This is a genomic window from Cellulomonas flavigena DSM 20109 (assembly GCF_000092865.1).
Lineage (GTDB): Bacteria > Actinomycetota > Actinomycetes > Actinomycetales > Cellulomonadaceae > Cellulomonas > Cellulomonas flavigena.
Genome location: NC_014151.1, coordinates 3,866,143 through 3,881,031 on the forward strand (window position 1 = coordinate 3,866,143; position 14,889 = coordinate 3,881,031).

Here is a 14,889-nt window from a genome sequence, read left to right on the forward strand (position 1 = left end):
GGACGAACGCACCGTTGTGCCGCACGCCATGGCCGACGACACTTGCGGCACACGGCCGGCCCCCGCCCGGCCACCGGCGCGACGGAGGCGGCATGGCGCAGACGAAGGCGAAGCGCGTCGGGATCCTCACGGCAGGCGGCGACAGCCCTGGCCTCAACGCCGCGATCCGCGGGTTCGGCAAGACGGCGATCGCGCACTACGGCATGGAGCTGTTCGGCTTCCGGGACGGCGTCACGGGCCTGGTCGAGAACCGGTACGTCGAGCTCGACGGCAAGGCGCTGTCCGGGATCCTCACCATCGGCGGCACGATCCTGGGGACGAGCCGCGACAAGGTGCACCGGTACGCCGTCGACGGTGGCGAGCCGCAGGACATGGTGCCGGTGGTCGCCGAGAACTACCGGGCGCTGGGTCTCGACGCGCTCATCATGCTGGGCGGCGGAGGGACCGCGAAGAACGCGATGCGCCTGGTCGACGCGGGCCTCAACGTCGTGCACCTGCCCAAGACCATCGACAACGACATCGCCGAGACGGACACGACGTTCGGGTTCGCGACGGCCACGGAGATCGCCACCGACGCGGTCGACCGCGTGCACTCCACGGCGCACAGCCACCACCGCATCATCCTCACGGAGATCATGGGGCACCGGGCGGGGTGGCTGACGCTCGCGGCGGGCATCGCCGGCGGCGCGGACATCATCCTCATCCCCGAGGTCCCGTACACGATCGAGTCGGTCGCGGCGACGATCCGCCGGCGGACCGCGCACGGGTCGTCGTTCTCGGTGGTCGCGGTGGCGGAGGGCGCACGGGACGTCGAGGACACCGCCGACTACGAGGCCGCACAGCTCCTCGTGAAGTCCGCGAAGACGCCGGAGGCACGGCGCGCGGCGAAGCAGCACCTGGCCAACGTCGAGGACGCGCAGCGCGAGCACACCTTCAAGCTGGCGCGCGAGCTCGAGGCCGCGACGGGCCTGGAGACGCGGGTGACGATCCTCGGGTACGTGCAGCGCGGCGGGACCCCGTGCGCGGCGGACCGGCTGCTCGCGACGCGGCTCGGCGCGGCCGCCGCCGACCTGGTCTCGCGCGGCGAGTACGGCGTCATGGTGGCGGCGCGCGGCGACGACGCGGTCCCGGTGCCGCTGTCCGACGTCGCGGGCAAGGTCAAGCTCGTGCCGCCGGACCACGCGTGGATCCAGGCGGCCCGGCAGGTGGGGACGGGCCTGGGCGACTGACGACGGGCGCGCCGCGCAGTCCGTCCCGGACCGGCCTCCCGCGCCCGTGACGCACCACCCGGCTAGGGTCGTGGCGGACGCCCCGGACGGTCCGCAGGAGGTGGCATGGGCTGGACCGAGCACGCGATCTGGTGGCACGTGTACCCGCTGGGGGCGGTCGGCGCACCGATCCGCACCCCGGACGCCGACCCGGAGCCGCACCGCCTCGACCGGCTCGTCCCGTGGCTCGACCACGTCGTGCGGCTGGGTGCCAACGGCGTGCTGCTCGGCCCGGTGTTCGCGTCGTCCACCCACGGCTACGACACCACGGACCACTTCCGCGTGGACCCGCGCCTGGGCACCGGCGACGACCTCGAGCGGTTCGTCGCCGCCGCGCACGAGCGCGGGCTGCGCGTGCTCCTCGACGGGGTGTTCAACCACGTCGGCGCGCAGCACCCGCTGGTCGCGCAGGTGCTGGCGGAGGGCCCCGACGGCCCCCGCGCGTCGTTCCTCGACGTCGACTGGGCGCACCCCGACGGCCCGCGCACGGGCGACTTCGAGGGGCACCGCGCGCTCGTCGCGCTGAACCACGCCGACCCGGCGGTCGAGTCGTACGTCGTCGACGTCATGACGCACTGGCTGGCGCGCGGCGCCGACGGCTGGCGCCTCGACGCCGCGTACGCGGTGCCGCCGGAGTTCTGGGCGCGTGTGCTGCCGCGCGTGCGCGAGCACCACCCCGACGCGTGGATCGTCGGCGAGGTCATCCACGGCGACTACGCGGGGATCGTGGCGGCGTCCGCGATGGACTCCGTGACGCAGTACGAGCTGTGGAAGGCGGTCTGGAGCAGCCTGCTCGACCGGAACTTCTGGGAGCTCGACCACGCGCTGGGCCGGCACGGCAGGCTGCTCGACACGTTCGTGCCGCAGACGTTCGTCGGCAACCACGACGTCACGCGCCTCGCGACACGGGTCGGGCCGCGCGCGGCCGTGCTCGCGGTCGTGGTCCTGCTGACGGTGGCCGGCGTCCCGTCCGTCTACTACGGCGACGAGCTGGCGTGGACGGGGCTCAAGGAGGACCGCGAGGGCGGCGACGACGCGGTCCGACCGTCGCTGCCGGCGTCGCCCGACGACCTCGGTGACGACGAGCGGTGGATGCTGCGCACGCACCAGGACCTCGTCGCGCTGCGCCGCCGCCACCCGTGGCTGCACACCGCCCGGACCGCGAGCGACGAGCTGACGAACACCCGCTACCGCTACACGTCGACGTCCGCCGACGGCGCCCACCGGCTGCACGTCGAGCTCGACGTGACCGACGAGCCGCGGGCGGTGGTGCGGGACGACGACGGTCAGGTGCTGTTCACGACGTGACGCGCCGCAGCCGCACCCCGCGGTAGAGCACCGACGGGAGCGCGAGCCCCCGCACGAGCACCCGCTCGCACGTCCACCCCGGCACGTCGTCGACAGCCGCCCGCACGCCGTCGAACGGCGCGACCCCGACGTCGTACAGGTAGGCGGTGCCCGTGGGCCGCAGCACGCGCAGCACCTCGCGGACAGCGGTCGCCAGCGGGGACCAGTGGTGGAAGCTCATCGTGGAGACGACGACGTCGAACGACGCGTCCGCGAACGGCATCGCGGCCGCGTCGCCGACGGTGACGGCGGTGCGGCCCGCCAGGCCGGCACGGGCGAGGACCCCGCGGGCGTGCGCGACCATCTGGGGCGTGACGTCCAGGCCGTCGACGCGCAGGTCGGGGCGCCGTCGCGCGAGCGTGCGGACCAGCGCACCCGGCCCGCTGCCGACGTCCAGCACCCGCCCGCCCTGCGGTGCGTCCCGCGACGCCCGCTGGGCGGCCCGCCACTGCAGGACGGTGAAGAACCTGCCGGTGCTGCGCTGGTACGCAGCCGGCACCGTGTAGTCGACCATCCCGGCCCCCTGCCGTCGTCGTCGGCTGCGAGGGTACCGGTACCCGCCCTACGTCTCGTCGACGCCCTCGGGCCCGCCGGGCTCCCAACGCAGCAGGTCCCCCGGCTGGCACTCGAGCACCTCGCACAGCGCGTCCAGCGTGGTGAACCGCACCGCCTTGGCGCGGCCGTTCTTCAGCACGGCGAGGTTGGCCGGGGTGATGCCGACGCGCTCGGCGAGGGTGCCGACCGACATCTTGCGTCGCGCGAGCATGACGTCGACGTCGACGACGATCGGCATCAGATCACCTCGTCGAGCTCGTCGCGCAGGCGGCGGGCCTCGCGGTCGCGGTCGACGGCCTGCGCGAGCAGCATCCGCAGCAGCAGCACGACGAGCGCGACGCCGCCGAGGACCAGCGCGGCACCGCCGACCAGCAGCACGACACCGGGCGCGACGGCCTCCCCCGGCGCGAGCACGACGCCGAGCGCGAGCACCAGCACCGAGGCGGCGGCGATCGCGCCGACTATGACGTCGACCCAGCGGAACGCCTGCGGGGTGAATACCTCCTCGCGCCGCACCATCGTCAGCAGCCGCCACACGCACACGGCGCACACCTGGAGGGTGACGATCCCCAGCACGACGATCACGACGAGCGCCGTCCGCACGCCGGGCGGCGCCTCATCGAGGTCCTGCCACAGCAGCGGGGTCATGAACCCCTGGACGAACAGGGTCCCGGCGAGCGCGAGCGCGATGACGACGCGCAGCGCACGGACGGTGAGGTCACGCATGGGAGTTCCTCTCGATAGACAAGAGAACCCTATCGATAAACGATGGTAGCGGCAAGAAGGAGCCCGAGGCCGACGGAAGGCCCCCGCGGCGTGTGGTCACACCTCGACCCGCAACCCTGGAAGTGGTCACACCTCTGACCACCCAGCGGGGTTGTCCGAGGAGGGGCGGAAGTGGTCACGTCGTGCCGACACCTCGCACGGTGGTGGTCACATCCGTGACCACCACCGTGCGGGTCACGGGGCGGACGACGCGGTGGGCCCGCGCACGCCAGCCGGCCGGCCTGCGGTCAGACGCGGACGACGACCTTGCCGCGCACGTGCCCCTCGGCCACGAGGTCGTGGGCGGCGGCCGTCTCGGTGAGGTCGAACACCCGCGCCACGTCGACCTTCACCGCTCCGTCGTCGATCAGCCGCGCCAGCGCGTCGAGGTCCGCGGTGCTCGGCCGCACCCACACGTGGTGCCCGCCGAGCTCGTCACGCGCGGCGACGTCCGTGATCGACGCGACCGTGCCGCCGTCGGCGAGCAGCGCGCGGGTCGTCGTCACCAGGTCGTCGGTGCCGTAGTCGAGGACGACGTCCACGCCGTCCGGTGCGAGCGCGCGCACCCGCTCGACGAGCCCGTCGCCGTACGTCACGGGCTCGACCCCCAGCCCGCGCAGGTACGCGTGGTTCCGCTCCGACGCCGTGCCGACGACCCGCGCCCCGCGCGCCCGCAGGATCTGCACCGCGAACTGCCCGACCCCGCCGGCCGCCGCGTGGACCAGCACGGTCGCGCCCGCCGCGACGCCGACGCGCTCGATCGACTGGTACGCCGTCAGGCCCGCGAGCGGGACGGCCGCGGCCTCCTCGAACGTCAGGGACGCGGGCTTGCGGGCCAGGGTCCGCACGGGTGCGGCGACGAGCTCGGCGAACGTGCCGCCGTGCACCCAGTCCTTGCGGGCGTACCCGTAGACCTCGTCGCCGACGGCCAGCTCGGGCACGTCGAGGCCGACGCGCTCGACGACGCCCGCGACGTCCCAGCCCGGCACGACCGGGAACTGCACGTCGAGCAGCCCGTCGAGGTACCCGGCGCGGAGCTTCCAGTCCACGGGGTTGACGCCCGCCGCGCGGACGCGGACCAGCACGCTGTCCGGGGCGACCGTGGGCTCGGGCTGGTCGGTGAGCTGCAGGACGTCGCTGCCGCCGTAGCGGTCGTAGGTGATGGCACGCATGCGACCCGCAACAGCCCCGCCCCGCCCCCACATTCCACGCCGACCGGAACCCGGCTCACCGACCGAGGGGCCGTTCGGTGAGTCACGTTCCGGTGGACGGCGCATGCGCACGCCGACCGCAACCTGGCTCACGGAATGGGGGGCCGTTCGGTGAGTCACGTTCCGGTGGACGGCGCATGCGCACGCCGACCGGAACCTGGCTCACGGAATGGGGGCCGTTCGGTGAGTGAGGTTCCGGTCGGCGGGGGGCGGGCGGGGTCAGGTGAGGGTGGCGAGGAGCGGGCGCACCGCCGCGCGGACCTGCGCGACGTCCGTGCCGGCCTCGATCATCGCCCCCGCCTTGTGGACGACGGCGTTGACGAGCTCGGCGACGACCTCCGGGTCCGGCACCTGCGCGTCGCGCAGGGCGACGACCAGCGGCTCGACGAGCTCGCCGTGCATCTGCGCGACCCACGGGTCGGCGAACGCCCGCGGGCTGAGCGACGCGAGCGCCGTGATCACCGCGTGCTCCCCCTCCGCGACGAGCGTGAGGTTGGCGTCGGCGTACGCGACGACCCGGTCGGCCGGGTCGTCGTGCGCGGCCGTCGCGGTGGTGATCGCCTCGCGCCAGCGGGGCAGCGCCTCGACGACGACGGCCCGGAAGAGCTCCTCGCGGGACGGGAAGTAGTGGTAGATGCTCGGGCGTGAGAGCCCCGCCCTCGCGGCGACGTCCGCGAAGGTGGGCTCCACGTCGGGTGCGGCCGCGATGAGCTCGCGGGTCGCGTCGAGGATCGCCCGCCGCTGCGCCTCGCGGTGCTCGGGCACCGAGCGCGCCGTGATCCGTGGCACGCGTCCTCCTCGTCCGTCAGACGGTGCCGAGGCGCCCGTCGACCATCTCGAGCACGCGGTCGCAGTGCTCCAGCACGTCGTGGTCGTGCGTGACCATCACCGTAGCCACCCCGAACTCGTGGGTCTCACGCGCGAGCAGCTCGACGATCTCGTGGCTGCGGCGCCGGTCGAGCGCCGCGGTGGGCTCGTCGACCAGCAGCACCGACGGCGACGCGACGAGCGCGCGGGCGATGCCGACGCGCTGCCGCTCTCCGCCCGACAGCTTGCCGGGGCGCCGGTTCGCGCGCTCGGCCATGCCGACGGACTCCAGCAGCCTCTCGGGCGGCGTGGCGGCGCGGCGCCCCGTGATCTTCTCGACCAGGCGCAGCTGGTCGATCGCGGTGAGCGCAGGCACGAGGTTGCCGGACTGGAAGACGAAGCCCAGGTTCTCGCGGCGGAAGCGCGCGAGCGCCCCGCCGGACAGCGACGTGAGGTCGTGGCCGGCGACGACGACCGAACCGGACGTCGGGCGCGTCAGGCCGCCGGCGACCGCCAGCAGGCTGGACTTGCCGGCGCCGGACGGGCCGACGATCGCGACGATCTCGCCGGGGGCGACCGTGAGGTCGACGTGGTCGAGGGCGTTGACCTGCGTGTCGCCGTCGCCGAAGGTCAGGACGACGTCGCTGAGGGCCAGACCCGTGCGGGTCGCGGTGGCGGTGGTGGTGGTCATCGGTTCTCTCCGAGCGCGGTCACGGGGTCGACACGGGCGATGCGGGCGGTGGCGACGAGCGCGCCGACGAGGCCCAGGACGAGGAGCAGGACGCCGCCGACCGCGATGGGGCCGGTCTCCAGCTCGAACGGCATGCCGGTGCCGAGCAGCAGCGAGCCGAGCCCGAGGCCGACGGCCAGGCCGACCGCGATGGACCCGACGAGCAGGATCGCGGCCTGCGCGAACCCGTCACGCAGCAGGAACGGCGTGGAGGCGCCCATGGCACGCATGACGGCGAGCTCACGGGTGCGCTGCACGGTCCACAGCGTGAAGAACGCGCCGACGACCAGCGCCGAGATGGCGTAGAGGAAGCCCTTGATGAGGTCCATCGTCATGATCTCGGCCTCGTAGCCGGGCGAGGAGTCGAACGCCTCCTCGATGGTGCGAGCGTCGGTGCCGGTGGCGGCGCCGCCCGCCTCGAGGTCGGGCAGGCCGTCGACGCCGCGCAGCGCGACGACGCTCGCGGAGTCGTACGCCTCGGCGTCGGCCTCCTGGCCGGGGGGCGTCGCGGAGTGGATCTCCTGCCAGGTGCGCAGGTCGAGGAAGCCGGTGTCGACGTGGCCGAACGTGCGCTGGTCCTGCGTGAACCCGACGACCTCGAGCTCGGTGCCGACGCGGTCGATGGTGAGCACGTCACCGAGCTGGACGCCCTCGTCCTGCGCGGAGACCGACAGGACGACCTCGCCCTCGCCGGCCAGCGCGCGGCCCTCGCCGGTGGCGGGCTCGACGAACCCGCCGCGCTCGACGCCGAACAGCGTGAGGTCGACGGGCGTGCCGTCGTCGTTCTTGGCGTTGACGATCGCGGTGCCGAGCAGCTCGGCGTCGGCGACGTCGTCGCGGTCGGCCCACGCGTCGCGGTCGGCGGTCGTGACGACGCTGCGCGTGAACGCGGAGTCGGTCTTGGTGCCGTCCTCGAAGGCGACGCCCTGGATCGGGCTGCGCAGCAGACCCGAGACGCCGTCGACGACGAGGCCGGACGACAGGCCGGACAGCAGGACCATGAGGACGCTGATGAGCGCGATGACGGCGCCCATGAGTCCGAAGCGGGTGCGCGCGAACGCGAGCTCGCGCAGTGCGAGGAACACGGGTGGGAGACCTCTCGGTGGACTGACGCGCCTTGTTGACGCCGCGTCAACATGTTACGGACGCGGCGTCGACAAAACAGCCCCGGGGGGTCAGGATGTGACGAGACCCACGACGAGACCACCCGCGATCGCGACCATGACGAGCGCGATGACGGCGTCGAGCACCCGCCACGCGCCGGGGCGCGCGAACGCCGGGCGCAGCAGCGCCGCGCCGTACCCGAGCGCGGTGAACCACAGCACGCTCCCGACGCCCGCACCGGCCGCGAACCACCAGCGCGCGTCGCCGTGGCCCGCCGCCACCGAGCCGAGCAGCACGACCGTGTCGAGGTAGACGTGCGGGTTGAGCCAGGTGAGCGCGAGCGTCGTCAGGGCGAGGGCGGCGGCGGACGTGGCGACGGGCGCGGCGGTCCGCGGCGGGGCGACGACGGGCGCCCCGGACGCGAGCGCGGGCAGGGGCACCCCGGTGCCCGCGACGACGGCGACGGGCTCACCACCCGGCGCGCGCGACCCGCCACCCTCCGTCCCGTCGCCCTCCGGCCCGTCGACGACGAGCGCGGCGTCACCCCGCACGGCACGGCGGGCCGCGAGCGCGCCGTACGCCAGCAGCACCACGGCGCCAGCGAGCGTCATGACGACGGTGAGCGCGCGGCTCGCCGCGATGACGGTGCCCACGCCGGCCGTGCCCGCGGCGATGAGCACGAGGTCCGACACGGCGCAGATCGCCACGACGAGCCCGACGCGCTCGCGGCGCAGCCCGTACCGCAGCACGTGCGCGTTCTGCGCGCCGATCGCGACGATCAGTCCCAGCCCGAGCCCGAGGCCGGCCAGCGCGGAGGTCCACATGCCGTCGACGCTAGGCGCCGACGCGGCACAAGCCCAGCGACAGTTCTGCACGGACCGTTAGCGTTGCTGCATGCCCGACTGGGACCTCGGCCAGCTCCGCGCGCTCGCCGCCGCGGCGGACCTCGGCACGTTCGACGCCGCCGCCCGCGCGCTGCACGTCACGCCGTCCGCCGTCAGCCAGCGCATCAAGGCGCTCGAGCAGACGGCCGGCGCCGTGCTGCTGCGCCGCGACCGCCCCGTGCGCCCCACCGCCGCGGGCGAGCCGCTCGTGCGCCTCGCCCGCCAGCTCGACGCCCTCACCGCCGACGCGACCCGTCACCTCACCGGCGAGGCGGGCGTCCCGCGCGTCACGCTCGCCGTCAACGGCGACTCCCTCACCACGTGGGTGCTGCCCGCGCTCGCGCCGCTGGCCGACCGCATCGCCCTGCAGCTCGTCCGCGAGGACCAGGACCGCTCGGCCGACCTGCTGCGCGACGGGTCCGTGATGGGCGCCGTCACGTCGCAGGCCGTCCCGGTGCAGGGCTGCACCGTCGAGCCGCTGGGCGTCATGCGGTACCGGCCGCTGGCCACGCCCGCGTTCGCCGCGCGCTGGTTCGGCGACGCGTGGCGCACCGACGGCGTGCGCCCGGGCGCGCTGGCCGTCGCGCCCGTCGTGGTGTTCGACGCCGACGACCACCTGCAGGACCGGTGGCTGCGCCGCCGCCGCGTCGACCCCGCACGACCGCCGCGGCACCTCGTGCCCGCGTCCGCCGACTTCGCCACGGCCGTGCGCCTGGGCCTCGGCTGGGGCATGCTGCCGGGCCTGCAGGCCGCCGACGACGAGGCGGCGGGCCGGTTGGTCCGCCTCACCGACGACGTCGTCGACGTGCCCCTGCACTGGCAGCAGTGGTCGCTGCGCACCGCCGCGCTCGACGCCGTCGCCGACGCCCTGCGCACCGCCGCGGTGCACGCGCTGCCCCCCGCGGGCTGACGCCGGCGCCCCCTCCGGCGCCGGCGTGCCCGCGGTGTCCCGCGTCGCTCAGCGACCCGAGAGCTCGACGTCCCAGCAGTCCACCGGGTCCACGTCCACCCCGTCCGCCAGCACGCGCGCCGCACGCACCCGCGCGAGGTTCCACTCGCCGATCTCGTCCGGCTCATCGACCGACCGGCCCAGGAGCGTGCACGAGCGCAGCGGCTCGTCCAGCGCGTCGAGGACCGGCACCGCGTCGGCGGACAGTCCGCGCAGGTAGTCGACGTCGAGCGCCTCGCGCGCCGCGACGGTCGTGTTGTGCCGGGCGATCTGCGCGTCCGGGTCCGCGACCGCCAGTCCCAGCACCGCCACCGCGAGCACCTGCACCACGGCGACCGGCAGCCACGTGCCCCGCCAGCGCACGCCCGCCGCCATGACGAGCAGCAGCACGACCGCGAGCGCGACCTCCACCACGAGCACGAACAGCCGCAGCCGCGTCAGCCCGAACGCCTCCACGTAGAGGTCCATGCGCCGCAGCGCCGAGGCCACGACGCCCAGGGTGCCGACGCACAGCACACCCAGCGCGACGCGCGCGACGAGCCGGTCCGTCGAGGTCGCCCGCGGGGCGCGTCGTGCCGCGACCCCGACGACGACGAGCGTGAGCGCCGTGACGACCACGAGCTGCGCGAAGCCCTGCCGGGCGTACTCGGCGTGGCTCAGGCCCAGGGTCTCCAGCACGTGCCGGTGCCCGTCGACCAGCGCACCCACCTGCACCAGCACGAACGCCAGCACGAGCAGCGCGAGCGACCCGACGGGCAGCAGCCACTCCCCGCGCCGGGCCGGCCGGCCCTCGCCCATGCGGTGGTCCGACCACCCCGGGGGCGCGATCGCCAGGTGCGCGAGCGTCGCGACGACGAGCGCGACGAGCACCCCGACGACGAGGCGCGCCGGCAGCGTGCCCAGGTCGAGCGTCGGGATGTAGCTCGCGAAGACGCTGTCGGCGCTCGCGAACAGCGCGCCGAAGACGGCGAGCAGGACGACCGTGACAGCCAGGCTGCGCAGCGCCACGACGAGCTGCCCGCGCCGCTCGCCGACGAGCGCGCCGAGGCCGTGGCGCACCCACGGCAGCGACCGCAGCGCCCCGGCCGCACCGGTGAGCGGACTGAGGATGACGGCCCACGCGCTGCTGGCGGAGGTCACCGCGACCGCACCGGCCACCAGAGCGGTCACGACGCAGAGCGCGACCACCCAGCCGGCGTCACGCACCGCGGCCGTCGCGACGAGCGCGACCGCGAGCGCCACCGTGACGAGCTCGAGCCACGCCTTGCGGCGGACGAGCACCGGCACCGCGGCCCCCCAGACCGCGAGCCCCACGAGCGCCAGGCCCAGGCCGGGCAGGTCCGTCACGAGCAGCGCGCCACCCAGGAGACCGACGCCGGCGCTCGTCGCGAGCACCCACGCCGGTGCGGGGACCTTGCGTGCGGCCCAGAACGCGTCGTGCGCGAGCGTGAACCGCGTCGGCGGCAGCGGCGGCGGGACGGGCGCGAGGCGGTGCGGGGGGACGTGGTGGGGAGCGGCGGGGTGACCCGCGAACGGCGGGGGGACGCCGGGCCCGGGCGGCGCAGCCTGTGCCGGCGCGTCGGGTGTCGGGGCAGCAGGTGCCGACGCAGCAGGCGCCGCCGCAGCAGGTGCCGACGCAGCAGGTGTCGGGGCAGCGGGTGTCGGCGCGTCGGGTGTCGGCGCGTCGGCAGGAGGCGCGGGTTCCGCGGCCGCGGGGGCCGCGGCGGGCGAGCCGTCCGCGTCGTTCGCCGCGCCCGCGCCGGTGGGCTCGGGGCCGTTCTCGTCCTGGGGCTCCGTGGGGGCGTTCGCGCCGGGGTCGTCCATGGCGTCACGCTAGGGTCGCGGGCGCCCTGCCGTCCGACGTTCCGCGTGCGCATTCCGTCCGGGTGCGTGCAGGTCCGGTGACGGGTTGGTGGACGGGTCGCCCGTCAGGGTGCCGGGCGCTCGACGAGGTCCAGCTCGACCGCGACGACGACGCCACGTGCACCGCGCGTGGTCACGCTCCCGGCGAGCACGTCCCGGTCGGTCGGCGCGACGCGGCGCAGCGCGCCGGCCCCCGTCACGACGCTCACCGCCCGCACGCCGTGGGGCGTCAGGACGTCCGTCACCCGGGCGTCCTCGGGGACGCGCGGGAGCGCGGCGCGGGGACGGCCGCGGCCCGACGCGGCCGCGACGGGCTCGACGCCGGTGGGGAGCCCGGCGAGGGGCACCAGGCCGTAGTGCGCGGTCGCCGCGAGCAGGTCCCGCCACCGTGCGCCGACGCCGACGTGGGCGCGCGCCAGCACCGGCAGGACCGTCACGGCCGTGAGGCCCTGCGTCGAGACGAGCACGACGCTGTCGAGCCCCTGCACGTCGGCGTCCGCGGGGAGGCCGGCGTCCGCGGGGAGGTCGGCGCCCGCGGGGAGGTCGACGTCCGGCTGGGGATCGACGTTCGGCGTGCCGGCGGGGTCCCGCGGGGTGTCGACCGCCGGGGACTGCGGGGTGTCGGCGGCGGGGTCCTGCGGGGCGCCGGCCCTGCGCTCGTCCGTCGGCACCGCGACGGGCACACCGTGGGCGCGCGCCGCACGGACCACCTGCGCGACCTCGTGCGACGTCCGGGGGCGCGCGACGAGCACCGGCCGCCGGGCGGCGCCCGTGGCAGCCCCGGGCGCCGTCGAGGTCGTGGTGAGCCGCACGGGGACGGTCTCGACGAGTTCCTCGGCCAGGGCCGCGAGCGCGGGCGGGACGGTGGAGCACCGGGCCGCGGCGTCCACCGGTCCGGGTGCGGGGCGCGCGTGGGTGAGGGTCACGGCGTCCGTGGGCAACGGCAGGAACATGCGGCACCCCTCTCCTGACGCGCCGACGGCGTCGCCCGGGAGGAGAGCGGCACGCACTGCGTGATACGTCCCGCCGGGTGGCGGGCTCAGGCGTCCGCGACCGCCGCGGCCAGGCGCGCCGCCACCTCCCGCACGCACGCGCGCAGCTTCGGCCCGCCGACGACCCGGAACGGCACCGGCACCGCCGCGAGCTGCTCGGCGTACCAGGCGGGGTTGCTCGTCGTCCCCCGCAGCCGCGTGGTGGTGGCGTCGACGCGCGCGAGCGTGCCCAGCCCGCCCGGCAGGTGACGGGCGACGTCGCCGTCGTGCCGCCGGCACACGAGGTACCACCGCCCGTGCCGCACCACGACCGCCCACGGGTCCACGTCCGCGCCCCACTCGTGCCCCGGCTCGGAGCGGTACCGGACGCGGACGGGCCGGCGGTCGGCGCAGGCCTGCACGAGCGCGGCGGTGAGGGCCGGGTCGGGCCGGGCAGCGCCGCGGTCGGGCGCGGCGGCCGTCGAGCGCCGCACGACGGACGCCTGCGCGGCGACACGCTCGGGCAGCGCCCGCAGCAGCTTCTCGAGCGCGGAGGCGACAGGGTCGGTGCGGTCGCGCACGTCGTGGTGGCCGTCGAGCACGGCCATGACCAGACCGAGGGCCTCGTCGGCGCCGAAGACCAGGGGCGGCATGCGCACGCCGCGCCCGAGCCGGTACCCGCCGTACGGTCCGCGCTCGGACGTCACCGGGACACCGGCCGCGCGCAGGACCGCGACGTAGCGGCGCGCGGCCCGCTCGGACACCCCGAGAGCCGTGGCCAGGCCTGCGGCCGTGAGACCCGGTGCAGCCTGCAGCTCGGCGAGGGCGAGCAGCGCGCGGGAGGTCGGGCTGGTGCGGTCCGTCATGGTGCCCCCTCAGGCGTCCCGGACGATCCGGACGCGGAACGTCCGGAACCGACCCTACGGTCGCCTCCATGGACGACGACACGACGGGTACCGGGGCCCCGATCCCGATCACGATCACCGAGCCCGCCGTGGACGCGGGCGAGGTCGAGCTGGCGCTCTTCATGCTCGAGCGCTCACGTGCGACGTTCGCGTGGAAGGTCGGCGGCCTCGACGCCGAGGCGCTGCACCGCGCGTTCCCGCCCTCCGCCATGACCCTCGCCGGGCTGGTCAAGCACATGACGCTCGTCGAGTACGACTTCGTCGCGCGCTGGCTGGGCGCGGGCGGCTACGGACCACCGTTCGACGGCACGACGCCCGAGGACTGGCCGGACTACGACTGGCGCACCGCGCAGGACGACTCCCCCGCCGAGCTCTACGGCTGGTACCGCGAGGCCGTCGAGCGGGCGCGCGAGGTGTGGGAGCGCGTGACCGCCGACGGTGGCCTCGACGAGCCGGCCGGCATGCAGTGGCCCGACGGGCACCCCAACCGGCGGCGCGTGCTGGTGGACCTCAACGCCGAGTACGCGCGCCACCTGGGGCACGCGGACCTGTTCCGGGAGGCGGTCGACGGGCTCGTCGGGGAGGACCCGCCGCATCCCGAGCCGTAGGCCGCGGCCCCCGCAGGGCGGGCGGGCCGTCAGGCGGGCGGGCGGGCCGTCAGGCGGGCGAGCCCGCCGTCGGGGGGAACTCCGGCGCGGGACCACCGAAGAAGCACTGGCACGGGCCGTCGACGTGACGGAACGGCGTACCGGGGCGGGCGGCGCAGGGCACGGGCGAGGGGGCGTCGCGCTCGTCGCGCAGCGGGCGGGCGTCGGGCATGAGCAGACGTAGCAGCGTGGCCATCGTGTCCTCCGTCCCCCCCGGTCCGTCGTGGTGCCGACACCGTCCAGGAGTGCCGAGCGGGTGCGAACGTACACCGCCGGCGGCTCTCGCAGGTGATATCGGCATGAGAACCCTCCACCGTGACCTCCACCCCCCGTGGTCGACCGCCGATCGTCGCCGGGCAGCGGGATGTCGGTGGGCGGTCCTAGCGTGGGACGCGACATACCGGACGGGCGAACGCCCGCCGGTGCCGGTGCGAGAGGCAAGGGGCACGGTCATGGCGCACGGCGACATCACGCACATCGACATCCCGGTCGGCGACACGCAGGCGGCGTCGCGGTTCTACGGGAGGCTGTTCGGCTGGGACATCCAGGAGTACCCCGGGTTCGAGGGGTACCCGATGTGGCGGGCCCCCAACGGGGTCAGCGGCGGGGGCCTCGCGCCGCGCAGCGAGGACTTCACGGCGCCGCGCAGCTACGTCGAGGTCGACTCGATCGACGACGTGCTCGCGCAGGTCACCGAGCTGGGCGGCGAGGTGCGCATGGCGAGGACGCCCATCGACGCGACGAGCTGGTACGCGTCGTTCGTCGACCCCGACGGCAACGAGATCGGGCTGTTCGAGGGGAGGACCGGGGGCGAGGGCTGACGGCTGAGGCGTCCTGGGCAGGAGCCGGGGCGGACGTCACGGTCGCCCGCCCCGGCCGTCGG

17 protein-coding genes are annotated in these 14,889 nt (G+C 75.6%); 5 read left to right on the top strand and 12 right to left on the bottom strand.

Going from position 1 to position 14,889, the window contains the following annotated elements:
• The first annotated feature begins 92 nt into the window (after positions 1–92).
• Together CFLA_RS17495 and CFLA_RS17500 are read left to right on the top strand one after the other, a co-directional pair.
• Positions 93–1,229: an ATP-dependent 6-phosphofructokinase gene (locus CFLA_RS17495; protein WP_013118677.1), complete on the top strand. Its 1,137-nt coding sequence runs from the start codon at positions 93–95 to the stop codon at positions 1,227–1,229.
• Between the two features lie 105 nt (positions 1,230–1,334).
• Complete coding sequence (locus CFLA_RS17500) at positions 1,335–2,576, top strand: alpha-amylase family protein (RefSeq protein ID WP_013118678.1); 1,242 nt, start codon at positions 1,335–1,337, stop codon at positions 2,574–2,576.
• Here CFLA_RS17500 and CFLA_RS19260 read toward each other — a convergent pair.
• From CFLA_RS19260 to CFLA_RS17540, 8 genes are all read right to left on the bottom strand, one after another.
• Entirely contained in the window at positions 2,566–3,129 is a 564-nt protein-coding gene (locus CFLA_RS19260; RefSeq protein ID WP_013118679.1) for a class I SAM-dependent methyltransferase, read from the bottom strand. The genes CFLA_RS17500 and CFLA_RS19260 overlap by 11 nt on opposite strands.
• 48 nt (positions 3,130–3,177) lie before the next feature.
• Positions 3,178–3,408 carry a helix-turn-helix domain-containing protein gene (locus tag CFLA_RS17510; protein WP_013118680.1) on the bottom strand — a complete coding sequence of 77 codons (231 nt, stop codon included), beginning with the start codon at positions 3,406–3,408 and terminating at the stop codon, positions 3,178–3,180.
• Positions 3,408–3,896, bottom strand: a complete 489-nt coding sequence (locus CFLA_RS17515; protein ID WP_013118681.1) for a DUF2975 domain-containing protein — start codon at positions 3,894–3,896, stop codon at positions 3,408–3,410. Before CFLA_RS17515 ends, CFLA_RS17510 begins: the two co-directional genes overlap by 1 nt.
• A gap of 287 nt (positions 3,897–4,183) precedes the next feature.
• Entirely contained in the window at positions 4,184–5,107 is a 924-nt protein-coding gene (locus tag CFLA_RS17520; RefSeq protein ID WP_013118682.1) for an NADP-dependent oxidoreductase, read from the bottom strand.
• A gap of 258 nt (positions 5,108–5,365) precedes the next feature.
• Positions 5,366–5,935 (bottom strand): TetR/AcrR family transcriptional regulator, encoded by a 570-nt coding sequence (locus tag CFLA_RS17525; RefSeq protein WP_013118683.1) that lies wholly within the window; start codon positions 5,933–5,935, stop codon positions 5,366–5,368.
• A 16-nt stretch (positions 5,936–5,951) separates the two neighbouring features.
• Positions 5,952–6,644, bottom strand: a complete 693-nt coding sequence (locus tag CFLA_RS17530) for an ABC transporter ATP-binding protein (protein ID WP_013118684.1) — start codon at positions 6,642–6,644, stop codon at positions 5,952–5,954.
• Entirely contained in the window at positions 6,641–7,768 is a 1,128-nt protein-coding gene (locus CFLA_RS17535) for an FtsX-like permease family protein (RefSeq protein WP_013118685.1), read from the bottom strand. The genes CFLA_RS17530 and CFLA_RS17535 overlap by 4 nt, the downstream gene beginning before the upstream one ends.
• A gap of 90 nt (positions 7,769–7,858) precedes the next feature.
• Entirely contained in the window at positions 7,859–8,611 is a 753-nt protein-coding gene (locus CFLA_RS17540) for a LysE/ArgO family amino acid transporter (protein WP_013118686.1), read from the bottom strand.
• Between the two features lie 70 nt (positions 8,612–8,681).
• Here CFLA_RS17540 and CFLA_RS17545 point away from each other — a divergent pair, with 70 nt between their 5' ends.
• Positions 8,682–9,581 carry a LysR family transcriptional regulator ArgP gene (locus CFLA_RS17545; RefSeq protein ID WP_013118687.1) on the top strand — a complete coding sequence of 300 codons (900 nt, stop codon included), beginning with the start codon at positions 8,682–8,684 and terminating at the stop codon, positions 9,579–9,581.
• A 48-nt stretch (positions 9,582–9,629) separates the two neighbouring features.
• Here CFLA_RS17545 and CFLA_RS17550 read toward each other — a convergent pair whose 3' ends face one another.
• The 3 genes from CFLA_RS17550 to CFLA_RS17560 form a co-directional block, all read right to left on the bottom strand.
• Positions 9,630–11,444, bottom strand: a complete 1,815-nt coding sequence (locus tag CFLA_RS17550) for a DUF4153 domain-containing protein (RefSeq protein WP_013118688.1) — start codon at positions 11,442–11,444, stop codon at positions 9,630–9,632.
• Positions 11,445–11,548: 104 nt separating this feature from the next.
• The gene (locus tag CFLA_RS17555) at positions 11,549–12,436 is read right to left on the bottom strand and encodes an FAD-binding oxidoreductase (RefSeq protein WP_013118689.1); all 888 of its coding nucleotides are present in this window, start codon (positions 12,434–12,436) and stop codon (positions 11,549–11,551) included.
• An 86-nt stretch (positions 12,437–12,522) separates the two neighbouring features.
• Positions 12,523–13,320 carry a helix-turn-helix transcriptional regulator gene (locus CFLA_RS17560; protein WP_013118690.1) on the bottom strand — a complete coding sequence of 266 codons (798 nt, stop codon included), beginning with the start codon at positions 13,318–13,320 and terminating at the stop codon, positions 12,523–12,525.
• 68 nt (positions 13,321–13,388) lie between these two features.
• On the opposite strand from CFLA_RS17560, the gene CFLA_RS17565 reads away from it, so the two are divergent.
• On the top strand, positions 13,389–13,967 hold the full coding sequence (locus CFLA_RS17565; RefSeq protein ID WP_013118691.1) for a DinB family protein: 579 nt from the start codon (positions 13,389–13,391) through the stop codon (positions 13,965–13,967).
• 49 nt (positions 13,968–14,016) lie between these two features.
• Here CFLA_RS17565 and CFLA_RS17570 read toward each other — a convergent pair whose 3' ends face one another.
• Positions 14,017–14,202 carry a hypothetical protein gene (locus CFLA_RS17570; RefSeq protein WP_013118692.1) on the bottom strand — a complete coding sequence of 62 codons (186 nt, stop codon included), beginning with the start codon at positions 14,200–14,202 and terminating at the stop codon, positions 14,017–14,019.
• 256 nt (positions 14,203–14,458) lie between these two features.
• On the opposite strand from CFLA_RS17570, the gene CFLA_RS17575 reads away from it, so the two are divergent.
• Positions 14,459–14,827 (top strand): VOC family protein, encoded by a 369-nt coding sequence (locus CFLA_RS17575; protein WP_013118693.1) that lies wholly within the window; start codon positions 14,459–14,461, stop codon positions 14,825–14,827.
• Positions 14,828–14,889: the final 62 nt, after the last annotated feature.